17 protein-coding genes and 1 riboswitch are annotated in these 17,936 nt (G+C 57.1%); of the genes, 14 read left to right on the plus strand and 3 right to left on the minus strand.

The window, feature by feature from the left end:
- Window positions 1-40: 40 nt before the first annotated feature.
- The 3 genes from R2I50_RS07240 to R2I50_RS07250 all read right to left on the minus strand — a co-directional run bounded on the left by R2I50_RS07240 (window position 41) and on the right by R2I50_RS07250 (window position 2,157).
- Window positions 41-562, minus strand: a complete 522-nt coding sequence (locus R2I50_RS07240) for a hypothetical protein (protein ID WP_316608491.1) — start codon at window positions 560-562, stop codon at window positions 41-43.
- A 17-nt stretch (window positions 563-579) separates the two neighbouring features.
- Window positions 580-1,044 carry a low molecular weight protein-tyrosine-phosphatase gene (locus R2I50_RS07245; RefSeq protein WP_316608492.1) on the minus strand — a complete coding sequence of 155 codons (465 nt, stop codon included), beginning with the start codon at window positions 1,042-1,044 and terminating at the stop codon, window positions 580-582.
- A 168-nt stretch (window positions 1,045-1,212) separates the two neighbouring features.
- A complete protein-coding gene (locus tag R2I50_RS07250) occupies window positions 1,213-2,157 on the minus strand; it encodes a D-2-hydroxyacid dehydrogenase (RefSeq protein ID WP_316608493.1) in 945 nt (314 codons plus the stop codon).
- Window positions 2,158-2,366: 209 nt separating this feature from the next.
- Between R2I50_RS07250 and glpK the strand changes: the two genes are divergently transcribed.
- The 14 genes from glpK to R2I50_RS07320 all read left to right on the plus strand — a co-directional run bounded on the left by glpK (window position 2,367) and on the right by R2I50_RS07320 (window position 17,804).
- Window positions 2,367-3,857, plus strand: coding sequence for a glycerol kinase GlpK (gene glpK / locus R2I50_RS07255; RefSeq protein ID WP_316608494.1), 1,491 nt, complete (start codon window positions 2,367-2,369; stop codon window positions 3,855-3,857).
- A gap of 43 nt (window positions 3,858-3,900) precedes the next feature.
- Window positions 3,901-4,287, plus strand: a complete 387-nt coding sequence (locus R2I50_RS07260) for a four helix bundle protein (protein WP_316608495.1) — start codon at window positions 3,901-3,903, stop codon at window positions 4,285-4,287.
- A 41-nt stretch (window positions 4,288-4,328) separates the two neighbouring features.
- A complete protein-coding gene (locus tag R2I50_RS07265; RefSeq protein ID WP_316608496.1) occupies window positions 4,329-5,765 on the plus strand; it encodes an NAD(P)/FAD-dependent oxidoreductase in 1,437 nt (478 codons plus the stop codon).
- A 1-nt stretch (window position 5,766) separates the two neighbouring features.
- Complete coding sequence (locus tag R2I50_RS07270; RefSeq protein WP_316608497.1) at window positions 5,767-7,035, plus strand: FAD-dependent oxidoreductase; 1,269 nt, start codon at window positions 5,767-5,769, stop codon at window positions 7,033-7,035.
- A 38-nt stretch (window positions 7,036-7,073) separates the two neighbouring features.
- Window positions 7,074-7,442: a DUF1667 domain-containing protein gene (locus tag R2I50_RS07275; RefSeq protein ID WP_316608498.1), complete on the plus strand. Its 369-nt coding sequence runs from the start codon at window positions 7,074-7,076 to the stop codon at window positions 7,440-7,442.
- Between the two features lie 179 nt (window positions 7,443-7,621).
- Complete coding sequence (locus tag R2I50_RS07280; RefSeq protein ID WP_316608499.1) at window positions 7,622-8,680, plus strand: PTS sugar transporter subunit IIC; 1,059 nt, start codon at window positions 7,622-7,624, stop codon at window positions 8,678-8,680.
- 315 nt (window positions 8,681-8,995) lie between these two features.
- The gene (gene pnuC, locus R2I50_RS07285) at window positions 8,996-9,742 is read left to right on the plus strand and encodes a nicotinamide riboside transporter PnuC (RefSeq protein ID WP_316608500.1); all 747 of its coding nucleotides are present in this window, start codon (window positions 8,996-8,998) and stop codon (window positions 9,740-9,742) included.
- Between the two features lie 45 nt (window positions 9,743-9,787).
- A riboswitch (cobalamin riboswitch) is annotated at window positions 9,788-10,004 on the plus strand.
- 124 nt (window positions 10,005-10,128) lie between these two features.
- A complete protein-coding gene (locus R2I50_RS07290) occupies window positions 10,129-11,154 on the plus strand; it encodes an LPXTG cell wall anchor domain-containing protein (RefSeq protein ID WP_316608501.1) in 1,026 nt (341 codons plus the stop codon).
- Window positions 11,154-13,016 carry a DUF4430 domain-containing protein gene (locus R2I50_RS07295; protein WP_316608502.1) on the plus strand — a complete coding sequence of 621 codons (1,863 nt, stop codon included), beginning with the start codon at window positions 11,154-11,156 and terminating at the stop codon, window positions 13,014-13,016. Before R2I50_RS07290 ends, R2I50_RS07295 begins: the two co-directional genes overlap by 1 nt.
- 20 nt (window positions 13,017-13,036) lie before the next feature.
- Window positions 13,037-13,906: an energy-coupling factor transporter transmembrane component T gene (locus tag R2I50_RS07300; RefSeq protein ID WP_316608503.1), complete on the plus strand. Its 870-nt coding sequence runs from the start codon at window positions 13,037-13,039 to the stop codon at window positions 13,904-13,906.
- Window positions 13,879-15,492: an ATP-binding cassette domain-containing protein gene (locus tag R2I50_RS07305; protein WP_316608504.1), complete on the plus strand. Its 1,614-nt coding sequence runs from the start codon at window positions 13,879-13,881 to the stop codon at window positions 15,490-15,492. The genes R2I50_RS07300 and R2I50_RS07305 overlap by 28 nt, the downstream gene beginning before the upstream one ends.
- Window positions 15,489-16,175 carry an ECF transporter S component gene (locus tag R2I50_RS07310; protein WP_316608505.1) on the plus strand — a complete coding sequence of 229 codons (687 nt, stop codon included), beginning with the start codon at window positions 15,489-15,491 and terminating at the stop codon, window positions 16,173-16,175. The genes R2I50_RS07305 and R2I50_RS07310 overlap by 4 nt, the downstream gene beginning before the upstream one ends.
- Before the next feature lie 117 nt (window positions 16,176-16,292).
- On the plus strand, window positions 16,293-16,985 hold the full coding sequence (locus tag R2I50_RS07315) for a VWA domain-containing protein (RefSeq protein ID WP_316608507.1): 693 nt from the start codon (window positions 16,293-16,295) through the stop codon (window positions 16,983-16,985).
- A 267-nt stretch (window positions 16,986-17,252) separates the two neighbouring features.
- Window positions 17,253-17,804 (plus strand): TPM domain-containing protein, encoded by a 552-nt coding sequence (locus R2I50_RS07320; protein ID WP_316608506.1) that lies wholly within the window; start codon window positions 17,253-17,255, stop codon window positions 17,802-17,804.
- Window positions 17,805-17,936: the final 132 nt, after the last annotated feature.

The raw sequence follows: 17,936 nt of genomic DNA on the forward strand, positions 1-17,936 counted from the left end.
TGATTGCGACAGCCCCTTTTGTATGCGAAACTTTCTGTTCCTATTGGTTTACGGTAAATATCAGCATGAAGATCCCTCCGAGGATCAACAGCAGCGGCGACATATTCCGAAGCGATATACCCCTCTCTCTGAAAAGACGGACTCCCGCGAAGAATCCGTCCTGACCGAGAATCCCGACATTCTCCAGATGGACGGCTAAACAGAAGAAAAAATGAGCACCCAGCATACAGAAAATGCCGATCGGGATCATCCCGTTGGGCGCAGCGGGCGCATTGGGAAAAGCCGTGAAGGGTACGATCGGGTTAAGATAAACGAGGATAAACACGACGACCAGAATAAGCGGTAAAATAAAATTGCCGACTGAGATCTCCGTTTCGTCCGTGTGTCGATAATAGATCAGGTTGATAATAACGCCGAACAGCAGCAGTACTGCAAAAAATACCCACCTGAGGGTATAATATCCGCTGTCGGCAGACAGATTTCCAAAGCCCTTTGCCGTAAGCAGCAGCACGAGACCGAACGCAAAGGTCAGTGTATCAATGATATAGAGCTTTTTGTTCATGAATATGACTCCTGTTCTCAGCGCTCGTTCTGCGCGGTGATCTCTTTCAGCAGGGCAGAGCAGCCTTCGCTGACGTCCTGCCATGTCTGCTCAAAGTCGCCTGTGTACCACGGGTCGGCGACATCGCGCGGACGGTCGGTGCAGTCCAGCAGGCGGCGCACCTTATTATCGGGATCGCTCCCGATGATGCGCATGATGTTGCGGCGGTTGTTCGAGTCCATGATCACGATACAGTCGTAGCGGTCGTAGTCTGCGGCGGTCATCTGCACCGCCGTCTTGCCCGAGCAGGAGATCCCGTGCTCCATGAGCTTGCGGCGTGCCGGAGGATAGACCGGGTTGCCCAGCTCCTCGCGGCTGGTGGCGGCTGACCTGATCTCGAAATCATTCTCGAGTCCCTTATCCCGGACGAGCTTCTTCATCACGAATTCCGCCATCGGACTGCGGCAGATGTTGCCGTGGCAGACGAATAGGATTTTGGTCATGGTTTAACTCCTTTTAATGAGGAATTAGGAGTTAGGAATTAGGAATGAATGGTGGGCTTGCGCCCACACCCGTTTTATATATATGGAACTAAAACGTCTCCGTTCTATCAAACAGGAATCAAAAACACGAAGTGTTTCCCAAAATTCCTAATTCCTCATTCCTAATTCCTAATTTGAGACAACGTTCCTCGGCTTGCCGTTTAAAAAGCCGCGGATGTTATCGCACACGATCCCCATCAGGCGTACTCTGGTCTCCATCGGCGCCCACGCGATATGCGGGGTGATGATGCAGTTATCGATATCGCAGAGCACGCAGTCCTTCGCCATCGGCTCGGTCTCGAGCACGTCGATGCCCGCGTAGCTCAGCTTGCCGCTTTTGAGCGCTTCTGCCACCGCTCCTTCATCCATCACGCCGCCCCGCGCGGTGTTGATGAAGATCGCGCCGTCCTTCATCTTCGCGATCGCCTCACGGTCGATCATGCGGTAGGAGCTGTCGTTGAGGGGACAGTGTACGGTGACGATGTCGCTCTCTCTGAGCAGGGTGTCGAGGTCGACGAAGCTTTGATCGGTCTCGTCGTGACGGCGCACCTTGAGCGTTTTCATGTTGAAGGCGAGGGCGACTCTCTCCACCGCCTTGCCGATGGAGCCGTAGCCGATGATGCCCAGCGTCTTGCCGCTGATCTCATTGAGAGGGAACACGAAGGGGGAGAAGGTCTTGCTGTTCTTCCAGCCGCCGTCGTGGACAAAGCGGTTGTAGCTGCCCGCGCGGTTCATGCACTCGAGGATCAGCGCGAAGGTGTGCTGACATACCGCGTCGGTGCTGTAGCTGCCCGCGTTGCATACGGTGATTCCGTGCGCGCTGCAGTATTCGGTGTCGATATTGTTGTAGCCCGTCGCGAACAGCCCGATATATTTCAGATGATCGGCATAGCGCAGGGTCTCCGCGTTGAGCGGGGTCTTGTTGCAGATGATCATATCCGCGTCGCGGACGGTCTCTGCGATATCCTCAAAGGCGGTCAGCTCGTGTACGACCACCTCGCCGAATTCCTTCAGCGGTTCTAATGACAGGTCGCCCTGTGTGACGGTCTTCGCGTCGGTCAAGATGATTTTCATAATAACACCTCGGGTCGGTAAACTGTAGGGGACATTCGGGAAACAAAGCGTTTTCTCCTCATTATTATACACGATTCTTGACGACAAAGCAACATCAAGTCAATTTGTACATAATTAGCGACCAATTCTTGTATCTTCTGAGGATAGAAAAAGAGGCATAAAAACTGGTATAATAATAGAGTATCAATTCTGTATTGTAGGAGGTCACTATGAAGCAATACATCATGGCGCTGGATTCCGGCACCACCTCGAACCGCTGTATCCTCTTCGACCGAGAGGGAAATATCCGCTCAATGGCGCAGAAGGAGTTCACCCAATATTTTCCCCAGCCCGGCTGGGTCGAGCATGACGCGAACGAGATATGGCAGAGTCAGCTTTCCGTTGCGCGCGAGGCGATGCGTAAGCTCGGCGCGACCTACGATGAGATCGCCGCGATCGGTATCACCAACCAGCGCGAGACCACCGTCGTCTGGGATCGTGTGACCGGTCAGCCGATCTGCAACGCCATCGTCTGGCAGTGCCGCCGTACCTCCGACTATACGGACGAGCTCAAGGAGAAGGGGCTGACCGAGAGCTTCCGCAAAAAGACCGGACTGGTCATCGACCCGTACTTCTCGGCGACGAAGGTGCGCTGGATCCTCGAGAACGTGCCCTCCGCCCGCGAGCGCGCCGAGCACGGCGACCTGCTCTTCGGTACGATCGACACATGGCTGATGTACAAGCTCTCTAAGGGCAGGATCCACGTGACCGATTACTCTAACGCTTCGCGTACCATGCTGTTCAATATCAACACCCTCGACTGGGATGAGGACATCCTCTCTGAGCTGGATATCCCCGCCTCCATGCTGCCCGAGGTGAAGCCCTCGAGCTGTATCTACGGTGAATCGGATCCCGAGTTCTTCGGCGGCGCGATCCCGATCGCCGGCGCTGCGGGCGACCAGCAGGCGGCGCTCTTCGGTCAGACCTGCTTTGAGGAGGGCGACGCGAAGAACACCTACGGCACCGGCTGCTTCATGCTGATGAACACCGGTGAGAAGCCTGTTTTCTCTGAGAACGGACTCTTGACTACGATCGCGTGGGGACTTGACGGCAAGGTCAACTACGCCCTCGAGGGCTCCGTTTACGTAGCGGGAGCGGCGATCCAGTGGCTCAGGGATGAATTGAAGCTGATCGACGGCTCGCCCGACAGCGAGTACTTCGCGACCCGCGTCAAGGATACCGCCGGATGCTACGTTGTACCTGCCTTCACGGGTCTCGGCGCGCCGTACTGGGACCCCTACGCCCGCGGCGCGATCATGGGCCTTACCCGCGGCGTGAACAAGTATCACCTGATCCGTGCGACCCTTGAGTCGCTTGCGTTCCAGTCTAACGACGTACTGCACGCGATGGAGCTCGATTCGGGTATCAAGACCGCCGCGCTCAAGGTCGACGGCGGCGCTTCGATGAACAACTTCCTCATGCAGTTTCAGGCGGATATCATGAACGCCCCCGTACACCGTCCCGCGTGTGTTGAGACTACCGCGATGGGCGCGTCGTATCTGGCGGGCCTGGCGGTCGGCTTCTGGGAGGATAAGGAGGATGTGCGCCGTCACTGGAGCATGGAGCGCGAGTTCCTCCCCTCGATGGACGAGGATCGCCGAAGAGAAGAGATCAACGGCTGGAATAAAGCCGTTGAAGCGACGAAAGGATGGGCGAAGTGAGTGAGAAGGAAATGAGGAATTAGGAGTTAGGAATGAGGAATGAGTGGACGGTAACGTAGTATTTATAAAGAGTAAGAGATTTGCAGTCCGAATTGTAAATCTATATCAATATCTGCATGATCAAAAACACGAATTTGTCATGTCAAAACAACTGTTGAGATGCGGAACCGGCATTGGCGCAAATATTGCCGAAGCGGTATGTGCGATCAGTGAAAAAGACTTTTTGGCTAAGTTTTATATTGCATTTAAAGAGTGTTCCGAAACGCAGTATTGGCTTGACTTACTGTATGAAACTTCTTATTTGAATGAGCAAGAGTATCGCTCTATCTCGGATGATTGTTCAGAGCTGAGAAAGCTGCTTTCATCCATTACTAAGACAATCAAAGATAAAGGAAACAGGAAGAAGAATGAGGTAAAAGGGAATTCCTAATTCCTCATTCCTCATTCCTGATTTAGCGAGGAACGAGCAAAATGTATGATGTTATTATTATCGGGGCGGGCGTTATCGGCTGTTCCGTTGCAAGAGAATTGAGTAAATATAACGCTAAGATCTTGGTGATCGAGAAGAACGAGGACGTCTGTTCGGGCACGAGCAAGGCGAACAGCGCGATCGTCCATTCGGGCTATGACGCGCCGAACGGGTCTTTGAAGGCGAAGTTCAACGTGCGGGGCAACCGTATGATGGAGGCTGTCTGCCGCGAGCTCGACGTGCCCTTCAAGCGGATCGGCTCGCTGACCGTCTGTACGGAGGCGGAGCTCCTGCCCGAGCTCGACAAGCTCCGCGAACGCGGTGAGAAGAACGGCGTCGAGGGTCTTAAGGTCCTCAGCAGGGACGAGGTTCTCGCGATCGAGCCGCATATCGGCGACGAGGTCGTCGGAGCGCTCTTAGCGCCCACGGCGGGTATCGTCTGTCCCTTCAAGCTGACTGTCGCGATGGCGGAGAACGCCGCTGTCAACGGCGCCGAGTTCCTCTTCGATACAGAGGTGAAGAAGATCTATTGTGATGACGGCGTGTGGCATGTCGTCACCGGGGATCATGATTATACCGCCAAGGCTGTCGTCAATGCCGCGGGCGTGTATTCGGATGTGTTCAATAATATGGTATCGGAGCGCAAGCTTCATATCACGCCCCGCCGCGGCGATTATATCCTGCTCGACCGTGCCGCGGGCGGTTATGTTCGTCATACCATCTTCCAGCTCCCGACCAAGCTCGGCAAGGGCGTTCTGGTCACCCCGACCGTCCACGGCAACACCATCGTCGGACCTACCGCCGTGGATGTGGACGACAAGGAGAGCACCGCGACCACCGCAGAGGGCATCGACAGCGTGATCGCAAAGTCCGCTTTGAGCGTGAAGGGTCTGCCCGTTCGTCAGGTCATCACCTCCTTCGCGGGTTTGCGCGCGCATGAGGACGGTCACGAATTCGTCCTCGGCGAGCCTGACGACGCGCCCGGCTTCTTCAACTGCGCGGGCGTCGAGAGCCCCGGACTCTCCGCCGCTCCGGCGATCGGCGTCTATATCGCCGGTCAGATAAGAGAAAAACTGTCATTAACGGATAAAGCGGATTTCGTCGCAGAGCGTAAGGATATCCTGAACCCCGCGACGCTGAGCATTGAGGAGCGCAACGAGCTGATTAAGCGCGAGCCTGCCTACGGCACGATCGTGTGCCGCTGTGAGTCGGTCACCGAGGGCGAGATCCTCGACGCGATCCGCCGACCCGTCGGCGCACGCTCCCTCGACGGCGTCAAGCGCCGTACCCGCGCGGGTATGGGTCGCTGTCAGGCGGGCTTCTGCAGCCCCAAGGTCATGGAGATCCTGCGCCGTGAGCTCGGCGTAGACCTCACCGAGGTCACCAAGAGCGGCGGCTCCTCCTATATCGTCAACGCAAGGACAAAGGACGGTGAATGAGATGAAGAACCAGTATGATATCGTGATCATCGGCGGCGGTCCCGCGGGACTGGCTGCCGCAGTATCGGCTTACGACAGCGGCGTGCGAGATGTGCTGATCCTCGAGCGCGACGAACAGCTCGGCGGCATCCTCAACCAGTGTATCCACAACGGCTTCGGTCTGCACACCTTCAAGGAGGAACTGACCGGTCCCGAGTACGCCGACCGCTTTATTCAACAGGTCAAAGAACGCGACATTCCCTGCCTTCTGAACACGATGGTGATGGATATTTCCCCCGATCGCGTCGTAACGGCGATGAACCGCTGTGACGGCATGTTTCAGATACAGGCGAAGGCGGTCATCCTCGCGATGGGCTGCCGTGAGCGGCCGCGCGGCGCGTTGAATATCCCCGGCTACCGTCCCGCGGGTATCTTCTCGGCGGGTACGGCACAGCGACTGGTCAACATCGAGGGCTACATGCCCGGTAAGGAGGTCGTGATCCTCGGCTCGGGCGATATCGGTCTGATCATGGCGCGCCGTATGACCTTAGAGGGCGCGAAGGTCAAGCTCGTTGCGGAGCTGATGCCCTACTCGGGCGGACTCAAGCGCAACATCGTCCAGTGCCTTGACGATTACGGTATCCCGCTGAGGCTGTCCCATACCGTGGTGGATATCGAGGGCAAGGAGCATATCACCGCCGTCACGATCGCTCAGGTCGGCGCGGATCGCAAGCCGATCAAGGGTACCGAGGAGCGCTACACCTGCGATACCCTCCTGCTGTCCTGCGGACTGATCCCCGAGAACGAGCTGAGCACCGCAGCGGGCGTACAGCTCAGCCCCGTCACGAACGGCCCTGTCGTCAACGAGAGCCTCGAGACCAACATCCCCGGCGTGTTCGCCTGCGGTAACGTTTTGCATGTGCATGACCTCGTCGATTATGTGTCCGAGGAAGCGGCGAAGGCGGGCGCTGTCGCCGCGAAGTACGCGAAGGGCGAGATCGCTCAGGCGGACGGTAAAGAGATCGCCCTGCGTGCCGAGAGCGGCGTGCGCTATACCGTACCCGTCACGATCCATCCCGACCGTATGGACGATAAAACGGTCGTCCGTTTCCGCGTCGGCGACGTGTACAAGGATTCGTTCGTCAGCGTTTATTTCGACGGTGAGCGCGTTCAGCATAAGAAGAAGCGCATCATCGCTCCCGGCGAGATGGAGCAGATCATCCTGACAAAGCAAAGTCTTGATGATCATCCTGATTTGCAGACGATCACGATCAAGATAGAAGCCGAGTAGGCGCTCTGAAAAAGAGGTCTATATAGAAAGGAACCGTTATGGAAACAAGAGAGTTAACCTGTATCAACTGTCCGATGGGCTGTCTGCTGACGGTCGAGATGGACGGCGATACGATCACCGATATCAGCGGCTATACCTGCCCGCGCGGCAAGACCTACGCCGAGAAGGAGGTCAAGAACCCCACCCGCATCGTCACCTCGACCGTGAAGGTGACCGAGGGCGAGAAGGAGCGCGTCTCCTGCAAGACCGAGCACGATATCCCGAAGGATCGCATTTTTGATGTGATGGAGGCGATCAACGCCGCCTGCGTAGAAGCGCCCGTCGTCATCGGCGAGGTGCTGATCAGGGACGTTGCCGGTACCGGTGTTGATGTTGTCGCTACGGCTCACGTCGGGAGAAAGCACTGATCGTTTCGCTCGGACTGTTTAATGCGTTAAACCGCTGAAAAGTGTTCAAGAAATATTGAACGAAAAATCCTAAATTTGTTCAAAACAGAGTAAATGCCGATCGTCCGTTGACTTTCGGCATTTTGTTTACTATATTGTTCTTTGATGAATTCGATTAGTATAATAAATGAGGGAAGTTTATGTCAAAGTTCAAGGCGTTTTTGAAACGCAAGAATATTGAAATCAGCTGGAAACGCTACGGTATCGAGGCGCTCGGCGCGATGGCGCAGGGCTTGTTCTGCTCCCTGCTGATCGGTACGATCATCGGCACGATCGGCAACCTGACCGGCTTCGAGCTGTTCAGTCAGATCGGCGGCTATACCAAGGACGTCTCGGGCGTTGCGATGGCGGTCGCGATCGGCTACGCGCTGAAGGCTGACCCGATGGTGCTGTTCTCGCTGGCGACGGTCGGCTATGCCGCCAACAGCCTCGGCGGCGCGGGCGGCCCTCTGGCGGTGCTGGTCATCGCGATCATCGCCGCTGAGTTCGGTAAGGCGGTATCGAAGGAGACCAAGATCGACATCCTCGTGACCCCTGCCGTGACGATCCTGGTCGGCGTCGGACTGTCGGCGCTGATCGCAAAGCCGATCGGCGGCGCGGCGAACGCCTTCGGCGAGCTGATCAAGTACGCGACCGATCTGCAGCCCTTCCTGATGGGTATCGCGGTGTCGGTGCTGGTCGGTATCGCGCTGACGCTCCCGATCTCCTCCGCGGCGATCTGCGCGGCGCTGGGCTTGACGGGGCTTGCGGGCGGCGCGGCTGTCGCGGGCTGCTGTGCCCAGATGGTCGGCTTTGCTGTAATTTCGTTTAAAGAAAATAAATGGGGCGGTCTCGTCAGCCAGGGACTCGGCACCTCTATGCTCCAGATGCCGAATATCATGAAGAATCCACGCGTCTGGATCGCGCCGACGCTTGCCTCCGCGATCACCGGACCGATCGCCACCTGTGTGTTCCGTTTACAGATGAACGGCGCGGCGGTGAACTCCGGTATGGGTACCTGCGGAATGTGCGGACCCATCGGCGTGCTGACCGGCTGGTTCACGCCCCCCGAGGGCGTAGCGGCGATCACACCCACCGCGATGGACTGGATCGGACTGGTGCTGGTCTGCATCGTTCTGCCTGCCGTGCTGTCGCTGCTGATCAACCTGCCGCTGAGAAAACTCGGCTGGGTCAAGGACGGAGACCTCAAACTCGCATAAGAATGAGGAATGAGGAATGAGGAATGAGGAATTGCGGGAAACGCTGCGCGTTTTGGATTGGTATAACGGCTTCTGACCATGCGCTTTCGGCTCTGTAGAAAGGGTTGCGGGCTTTGTTTTCTGATCAAACGTATTATCAATTGGGTGCGGGCAAAGCCCGCCATTCATTCCTAACTCCTAACTCCTCACTTTCATTAATATACTGCCACCGGGTAGGAATGCCAAGCATTCATGGCGCATCGTTAGGTCTTTGAAGATGCGCTGTGGGTGCTTTTGTTTATGTGGGGTTACATTGTTGCGATAACGGAGATGCTTATGAAACGGTTTTATGCGAAATTGAATTACTTTTCCAATGCGGAGAAGGCCTTATGGACGGCGTCGGTGTGCCTGATCGTCTGCGCTTATATTGCCTTCGGGGGAGAGGGCGTGCTGACCCTGATCGCTTCACTGATCGGCGTGACCTCGCTGATCTTCGCCGCGAAGGGCAATCCCCTCGGGCCGCTTCTGATGGTCGCGTTCAGCGTGATCTACGGCTGTATCTCCTACGTCTGCGCCTATTACGGCGAGCTGATCACCTACGTCGGGATGACCCTGCCGATGTCCGTGTGGTCGCTGATCGTATGGCTCAGACATCCCTACGACGGCAAGCGCTCTCAGGTAACGGTCAACGCAAAGCTCAGCGGGCGTGAGTGGGCGCTGCTGGCGCTGCTGACCGCGGCGGTGACCGCATTGTTTTGGTTCATCCTCGGCGCGCTCGGTACGGCGAATCTCCTCCCGAGTACCGTATCGGTTGCTACGAGCTTTGCCGCCGTTTACCTCACCGCCCGACGTTCGCCCTACTATGCGATCGCCTACGCCTGTAACGATATCGTGCTGATCGTGCTGTGGGTGATGATGTCGTTAAAAGACCGCGGCTGTATCAGCGTAGCGGTTTGCTTCGCAGCCTTTCTCGTCAACGATCTGTACGGCTTCTTCAACTGGAAGCGGATGGAGAAGCGCCAGTCAGAGGGCGATTTTGTCGCTTTTGTTGAAAAATCGGGTAAAAAAGGACAGAATCTGTAACGGTTTTGAAATTGCAATTCAAGCCCCGCTGTAGTATAATAAACACAATCGAATAACGGATACGGTTCGAAACGCTGTACGCTGAGTAAAGCAGCCAAGCTGATGTAGATTAATAGGGAATCCGGTTCAAGCCCGGAGCAGCCGCCACTACCGTAGATGAGCAGAGGTCGGGAGAGTACCATTGGAGCAGTCCGAGAAGGTTCCCGTCCGTGCGAAAGCTTCCTCATGAGCCGGGAGACCTGCCGTATCTGTCAAAAGCCCCTTTGGCGAGAAGAGCGCTGATCGAAGCATAGCGCCCTCGCACTATGCCTGTATGTTCTGCGCTCTTTCTGTATGAAAGAGCTTTTTTATTTGGAAAATGAAAAATCAAGAAATGAGGGTAAAAAATGAAGAAACTGATTGCATTACTGCTGGTCGTCCTGACGGTTCTGTCCGTCAGCGTATTGTTCGCCGCTGCGGGTGAAAACGACGTAAAGGTCACCGTGACCATCGCCGATAACGAGGGTAAGCTCGCGCTGGCGGCGAAGGAGGTCACCGTCACCGATATCGACAAAGATGAGAAGCTGACCATCAACGACGCGCTCTATGCCGCGCACGAGCAGTACTATACCGGCGGCGCCGCGGCAGGCTATGCCACCGCCACCACCCAGTACGGCCTGTCCCTGACGAAGCTCTGGGGTATTGCCGACGGCTATAACTACGGCTATATGGTCAACGACGCCTCCGCATGGAGCATGACCGACCCCGTGAAGGAGGGCGACTATGTCGCGGCTTACTGCTTCACCGATAACAAGACCTTTGCCGACAAGTACAGCTATTTCACCGAGCGTAAGATCACCGCTCCCGCGAGCGGCGAGGTCACGCTGACCTTGAAGAAGAACGATTTTGATAAGGACTGGAACCCCGTCACCTTAGCGGTAGCGGGCGCTCAGATCACCGTGGACGGTAAGCTCAGCGGCGTATTTACCGATGTAAACGGACAGGCGACCGTGACCCTGTCCGGAGAGGGCGAGCATCAGATCAGCGCTGTCGCGACGAATCAGGTCATCGTACCTCCCGTCTGCATCGCGAAAATCGCCTCCGCGACCGAGGCGGCTTCCGAGACTTCTACCGAGGCGGAGCAGGGTACCGAAGCTGTCGACCCGACTCAGGCTGAGGGCGTTACCGAGGCTCCCGCTGAGGACGGCACCGAGGCTTCGACTGAGGCTGTGACCGAGGTCGCGACCGAGTCCGCGACTCAGCCCGCCACCAAGGATCAGGCGACTAAGGATCAGACCAATTCGGGCAAGAACACTACCTCGCCCAAGACCGGCGACAGCACCAACGTCATGCTGTGGGCGATGATCACCCTGATCTCGCTGTTCGGTGCCTGTGCAGTCGTATTCTACTGCAAAAAGCATAACAAAGCATAATGAAGAATAGACTTTTCGCATTCCTGCTGTGTCTGCCGATCCTCTTTTCGTGCGGGCAAAGTGCGTATGCCGAAAGTGCCTACTATACCGTCGCGCAGGTACAGGACCTCTGCGACGGTATTGTCGCATATAAGGAGCGACAGACGGGAGCGGGCAGTATGCAGGAGCTGATCGACGGGGAGCTGACCGCGAACGCGGGCACCACCGCCGAGTTCTACGCGATCGCGATCTCTCAGGCGGGAAGCTACCGCTGGGGGAATTACGAGCGTGCGCTGAAAAGCTATCTGAACAGCCATGATATCCCCTCCGCCGCGAGCCGGCTGAAATATGCCCTCGCGCTCGGCGCGGTCGGAAGCGACGACGGCTATATCGCCGATACCGCTGACGAAGCGATCGGCGGGCTGGGCGTGATGAGTCTGGTGTTCGGACTCCATCTGCTGAACAACGGTTATTCGAGCTCGATGTACAGCCTCGACGGGCTGATCGACGAGCTTTTATCGTGGCAGAAGGACGACGGCGGCTGGGCGGTGATGGGCAGCTTCGGCGACGTAGACGTGACCGCGATGACGCTGCAGGCGCTCGCGCCGCATGTCTACAGCCGCGGCGACGTGCGTTCCGCTATCGATGCGGGACTTACGCTTCTGTCGAAACGCCAGCTGCCAAGCGGCGGCTTCAAGACGATGGGCGCCGAAAACAGCGAGAGCGCAGCGCAGGTATTGATCGCGCTGTCGGCGCTCGGTATCGACGCGCAGACCGATCCCCGCTTCATCAAGAACGGCAGTACCCCGCTGTCGGTGCTCCTCGATTACCGCTGCTCCGACGGCAGCTTCGCGCATACGAATACGTCGAACGAGAACGCGACGATGGAGGCGTACTGCGCGCTGATTGCCTACCTACGTATGAGCAGGGGACAGGGCTCGCTGTATCAGCTCGACCGCGTCGGGTATCTCGACCCCGAGCCGCAGAACTCTCCCTCGGGCGGCGGGAACAGCAACCCGGGATCGGCGCGTCAGCAGGGAAACGGCTCAAATGTCGGCTCAGATCAAAGCGGAGATAATCCGCACAGCGCGGGTGGTTCATCCTCCTTAGGCGGTACAGCCGAAAATCAAAATACAAGTAATAACAGCCGTCCTACGACGGCGACCGACGCGCACGGCGAGCCTGTGACGACCGTATCGGGACAGGACGGCACGTCGGCGCAAAGCCCGTCCTACGGCGGCTTCCAGCCCTCGGCGACGGGGGATCAGCGCACGATCGCGACCGCCGATGAAGGCGGCAGAAAGGGCGGCTACAAGCCCTATGCCATCCTCGGCGTGCTGATCGCGGCGGGCGGCGCGTGTCTTGTGCTCTATCTCTTGAAAAAGCGCGGGAAGAAGCACTATATCGCTGTTGCCGCGATCACCGCGGCGGGCGTGCTCTTCATCCTGCTGACCAACTTCGAGAGCCCCGATACCTACAGCCGTACTCCTCAACAGGACGGCGATCTGACCGTGACCTTGAGTATCCGATGCGATACGATCACCGACCGTGAGAAGGTAAACCGCTATATCCCCGACGACGGAATCTTCCTCGATAACGCCGAGATCACCCTTTCCGACGGCGCGACAGCGTATGACGCCCTGCTCATTGCCGTGAAGGAGCACGCGATCCCGATGGATAACCGCGGGGCTCAGGACGCGGCGTATATCGCGGGGCTCGGCTATCTGTACGAGTTTGATTACGGCGAGCTGTCGGGCTGGATGTACCGCGTCAACGGCACATTCCCCGACGTGGGATGCCAGAGCTATCATCTGTCCGACGGCGATAAGATCGAGTGGCTCTACACCACCGATATCGGCAAGGATCTGAAAGAAACTGACTGATAAAAAGAAGGGGGGACAGGATGAAAGGCTTTGAACGGCTCAACCCGCTGTCTGCGGCGTTGTATTATCTCTGTGTGCTAGGACTGAGCATGTTTTCTATGAATCCGCTGATGCTTGTGATCTCGCTTTTCTGCGCTGTCCTGACCTGTATCGCCGACGGCACGGTGAAGGCGCGCGGGCATCTGTTCGCGCTGATCCTGTTCATCGTCGCCGCTGTGCTGAACCCGCTGATCGTCCACAAGGGCGCGACCGTCCTGTTCTATCTCAACGACCGTCCCTTCACGATGGAGGCGGCGGTCTACGGCGTGACGGCGGCGGTGATGCTGACGGCGGCGCTGTACTGGCTGCGTTCGCTGTCGCGGGTATTTACCGCCGATAAGGTGATGTACCTCTTCGGACGGATATCGCCGAAGCTCGCGCTGCTGATCTCGATGACCCTCAGGTATGTGGGACTGTTCAAGTACCGCTTTCGGCGTATCCGCGACGCACAGCGGGCGCTGGGACTTTATGACGACGGCAACCTGATCGACGCGGTGCGCGGCAACGCGCGGGTGCTGTCGATCCTGATCACGTGGACGCTCGAGAACGGTATTGTCACCGCCGAGAGCATGGAGGGTCGCGGCTACGGTTCCGGTCGGCGAACCTCCTACGCGCCCTACCGCCTGCACGGTACGGACGCTGTGTTTATGCTGTTGACGGCTCTGCTGACGGCAATCGCCGTCGCAGGTACGGCTCATACGAGCGCAGTTTTTTATCCGGAACTGAACTTTGATTTACTGAATCCGTGGGGGATCGCGGGTACGGCGGCGTTCAGCCTGCTGAGTCTGCTGCCCCTGATACTAAACGCAAAGGAGGCGATCAGATGGCGTATCTTGAGCTCGAAGGTCTGAGCTTTACCTATCCCGAAGCGGCACAACCCGCGCTGACGGATATATCCTTACAGATAGAGCGCGGCGAGCTGGTTGCCCTCTTAGGCGCGACAGGCTCGGGAAAAAGTACACTTCTGCGCCTGCTCAAGCCCGAGCTGCGCCAAAACGGAACAATACAGGGTGAAGTCATGCTCGACGGTCGTTCGGTCGATTCTCTTTCATCCCGTGAGAGCGCGGGGATCGGCTATGTCGCCCAGAATCCCGACGAACAGCTCGTGACGGATAAGGTGTGGCATGAGCTCGCCTTTACCCTCGAGAACCTCGGCTCGCCGCGTGAGCAGATCGCCCGCAGGATCGCCGAGACCTCCGCTTTCTTTGATATCGATTCGCTGTATTCCCGCGATACCGCGACTCTTTCGGGCGGTCAGAAGCAGCTGATCAATCTCGCGGCAGTGATGACCGCAGACCCCGAGCTGCTGCTGCTCGATGAGCCGACCGCTCAGCTTGACCCGATCGCCGCGACACGCTTCATCGAGACCGTCTGTCGCCTCAACCGTGAGCTGGGGCTTACGGTGATCGTCAGCGAGCACCGTACCGAGGAGCTGTTTTCCCTCTGCGACCGGGTAATCGTTCTCGAGCATGGAGCGGTGATCTACAACGTCAAGCCGCACGAGATCGCGGAGCGGATATCGTCCGACAGCCCTTATCTGAGCTTTCTCCCCGCGGCGACGCGGCTGTTCCGCTTGACCGGGAGCAGGGGAGAGGTGCCTCTGAGCATCCGCGAGGGTCAGCGGTATGTATCCGCGTTAAAGCCGATGAACAGAGCGGCTTGTGACGAGTCGAAGCCCGCGCAGGGTGAACCCGCTCTGGAGTTGAAGAACGTGTATTTTCGCTATGAGCGGAACGGGGCGGATATCCTCTTTGACCTCAGTCTGAGCGTGAACAGCGGCGAGATCTTCGCCCTGCTCGGCTCGAACGGCGCGGGTAAAAGCACCGCCGCCGCCGTTGCCGCGGGACTGCGCAAGCCGCTCAGCGGGAGTGTGAAGCTGTTCGGCAAGCGGCTGAAGGATTACCGCGACGGTTCCCTGTATCGGGGAAATCTCAGCCTGCTCCCGCAGGACGTCGAGAGCCTTTTCCTGTGTGAAACCGTGCATGAGGAGCTCAAGGGCTGTGAGGAAGTGTTGAAGAATTTTCCTTACGATCTGAGCCGTCTGTACGACCGTCATCCCTACGATCTCTCGGGCGGCGAACGTCAGCTGGTCGCGCTGTGCAAGGCACTCTCGACCCGTCCGCGCGTTTTGCTGATGGACGAGCCGTCCAAGGGACTCGACGGCGGGATGAAGCGTATGCTGATCGAATTGATCAAGGCTTTTAAGGCGAAGGGCATGACCGTGGTGCTGATCAGCCACGACGTCGAGTTCGCCGCGATGTGCGCCGACCGCTGCGCCCTGTTCGCGCAGGGCGGGATCGCCGCTGTCGATACCGCCGAACGCTTCTTCTCCGACAACCGCTTCTATACCACCGCCGCTTCACGGATGACGCGGCTGATCGCCGACGGCGCCTATACCGTGGAGCGTGCAGCGCAGATGCTGGGAGGCAACGTATGATGGTGATACAAAGTCCCCGACTGCGGTCGTTCCTGAGATACGCGATCCCCTTCGCGCTGATCCCGGCGCTGGTCGCGGTGAGCGCCCTGCTGTTTGAGGGTCAGCGGTACCTGATCATTTCGCTCGGGATCGCGGTGCTCGCGCTCGTGCTGTTCACGGCGGGCGTGGAGCGGCGCAACATCGGCTCGCGGCGCATGGTGATCACGGCGATCATGACCGCGCTGGCGGTGTTCGGGCGGTTTATCCCTCTCTTTAAGCCGATCACGGCGATCTGCGTACTGACGGCGATCTACCTCGGCGCCGAGGCGGGCTTCCTCTGCGGCTCACTGAGCGTGCTGATCTCGAATATCTATTTCGGACAGGGTCCGTGGACGCCGTTCCAGATGCTCGGCTTCGGGCTGATCGGGCTGATCGCGGGTTACCTGAGCCGACCGCTTATGCGCTCCAAGCTTTTGCTGAGTTTATACGGCGCTCTTGCCGGAGCGGGTTATTCCTTCATCATGGATATCTGGACGGTGTTGTGGTACGCGGGCAGGTTCGACCCTGCGCTGTACGGCACGTCGATCGTCTCGGCGCTGCCTTTTACCCTGCTTTATACGGTCTCGAACGTGATTTTTCTGCTCCTGCTCAGAAGACCCGTCGGCAATAAGCTCAGGCGTATTAAGCTCAAGTACGGCGTATGATTGTTGTGAAATGTCGCCTGACAAGCGACCATTTACCTCTGTGAAAGATCTATAATGCGGTTGTAAGGTAAGGAACCTAACAACCGCATTGTTAAAATCAGGAGGTACGTTATGTTAATCAAGAAGCTTAACCCGAAATTCATCAAAACCAAAAAGACAGAAAAAACCGAAGAGAAGAACAACGCCACTGAGCTCGTATTCATCCTTGACCGCTCCGGCTCGATGGGCGGACTCGAGAAGGACACCATCGGCGGCTTCAACTCGATGCTCGAGAAGCAGAAGAAGGAGAGCGGCAAGTGCTTTGTCACCACCGTCCTCTTTGATCACGAGATCGTTACGCTTCATGATCGTCTGAGGATCGCCGATATCAAACCGTTGACCGACAGTGACTATACCGTGCGCGGGTGTACCGCCCTGATCGACGCCATCGGCACGACCGTCAGCCACATTGAGAGCGTTCACCGTTACGCCCGCCCCGAGGACGTCCCCGCACGCACGCTGTTCGTCATCACGACGGACGGTATGGAGAATGCCAGCCGTGAATATACCGTCGATAAGGTGCGAAAGATGATCGAGGAAAAGAAGAAGGACGGATGGGAATTTCTCTTTATCGGCGCGAATATCGACGCCGTCGGAACCGCGAGGGGCTTCGGCATCAGCGCTGACCGCGCCGTGAATTATCACGCAGACAGCAGGGGGACGGGCGTTGTGTTCAACTGCGTGAGCAAGGCGGTCTCAGCCGCACGAGCCTGCGCCCCGATGCAGGCGGACTGGTCACGCGAGATCGAGGAGGACTACGAGAGCAGATAAACCCTCATACTAATCCTTAATAAAAACCTTTATCATCTATTGCACTATATTTCGTATAGCTTTGTTGGGCTCCTTGACAGGCGCCAGCCTGTCTGCGTCTCCCGTCGCGCTATAGTATAAATATGAATAATCCGTTAATTTTTACAAAAAACCACCCGATAACGTCTGTTGTCGGGTGATTTTTCATAAAATTGGCTTGCATGAACGCATAAAATCTGCTAAACTATATGGGTAAAATACCGCTTACAGAGGAAGGAGAGAGAAAGGGTGAAACGGTTATTGTGCGTTATGATCGTCCTGACAGCGCTTCTGCTGTCAGCCTGCCGACCCTCGCACGCTCTCTTCACCACCCGCGCCGCTTCTTCCGATCAATATACCGCCGCAGAAAAACAGATCGACCGCAAAACGCGCCTTTACGATGACGCAAGACTCCTGACGGATAATCAGCGCACAACGGTCTCGACTATGCTCGACTATATGTCGAACAAGCGCGGGATCGATATCACCGCTGCGATCATTGATACGACCGGCGGCGCGGATTTGTTGAACTACGCGCGCTTTCTCTATGATCGCCGCGGCTACGGCTACGGCGGTACTGAGGACGGGCTTCTCCTTCTGCTCGCGCATAAGGATCGGCAGGTCGCGGTCACCACGGCGGGACGATGCGTGAATATCTACAGCGACGCTGTCGTGACCTCGATGCTCAGGGAGATCACGCCGCTGCTTACGGATGAGGATTTTGCCGGAGCGGTCTGTACCTACGCCAAGCTGACGGATGAACTTTATAACAACAAAGCCTCTGCCAATATGATTAATTGACTATCGTCGGATATACGAAGCCCCCGGGAGCTCCCCAATATCATTAAGATAAGAAAACAAGAAAAGAAAGAATTGCAGTCGAGATAAAAGTCTCGGCTGCAATTTTGTAAAGAGAGCATGGCGAAAAGACCA

Origin of the sequence: uncultured Ruminococcus sp. (assembly GCA_902785355.1) — a bacterium.
GTDB lineage: Bacteria > Bacillota > Clostridia > Oscillospirales > Acutalibacteraceae > Ruminococcoides.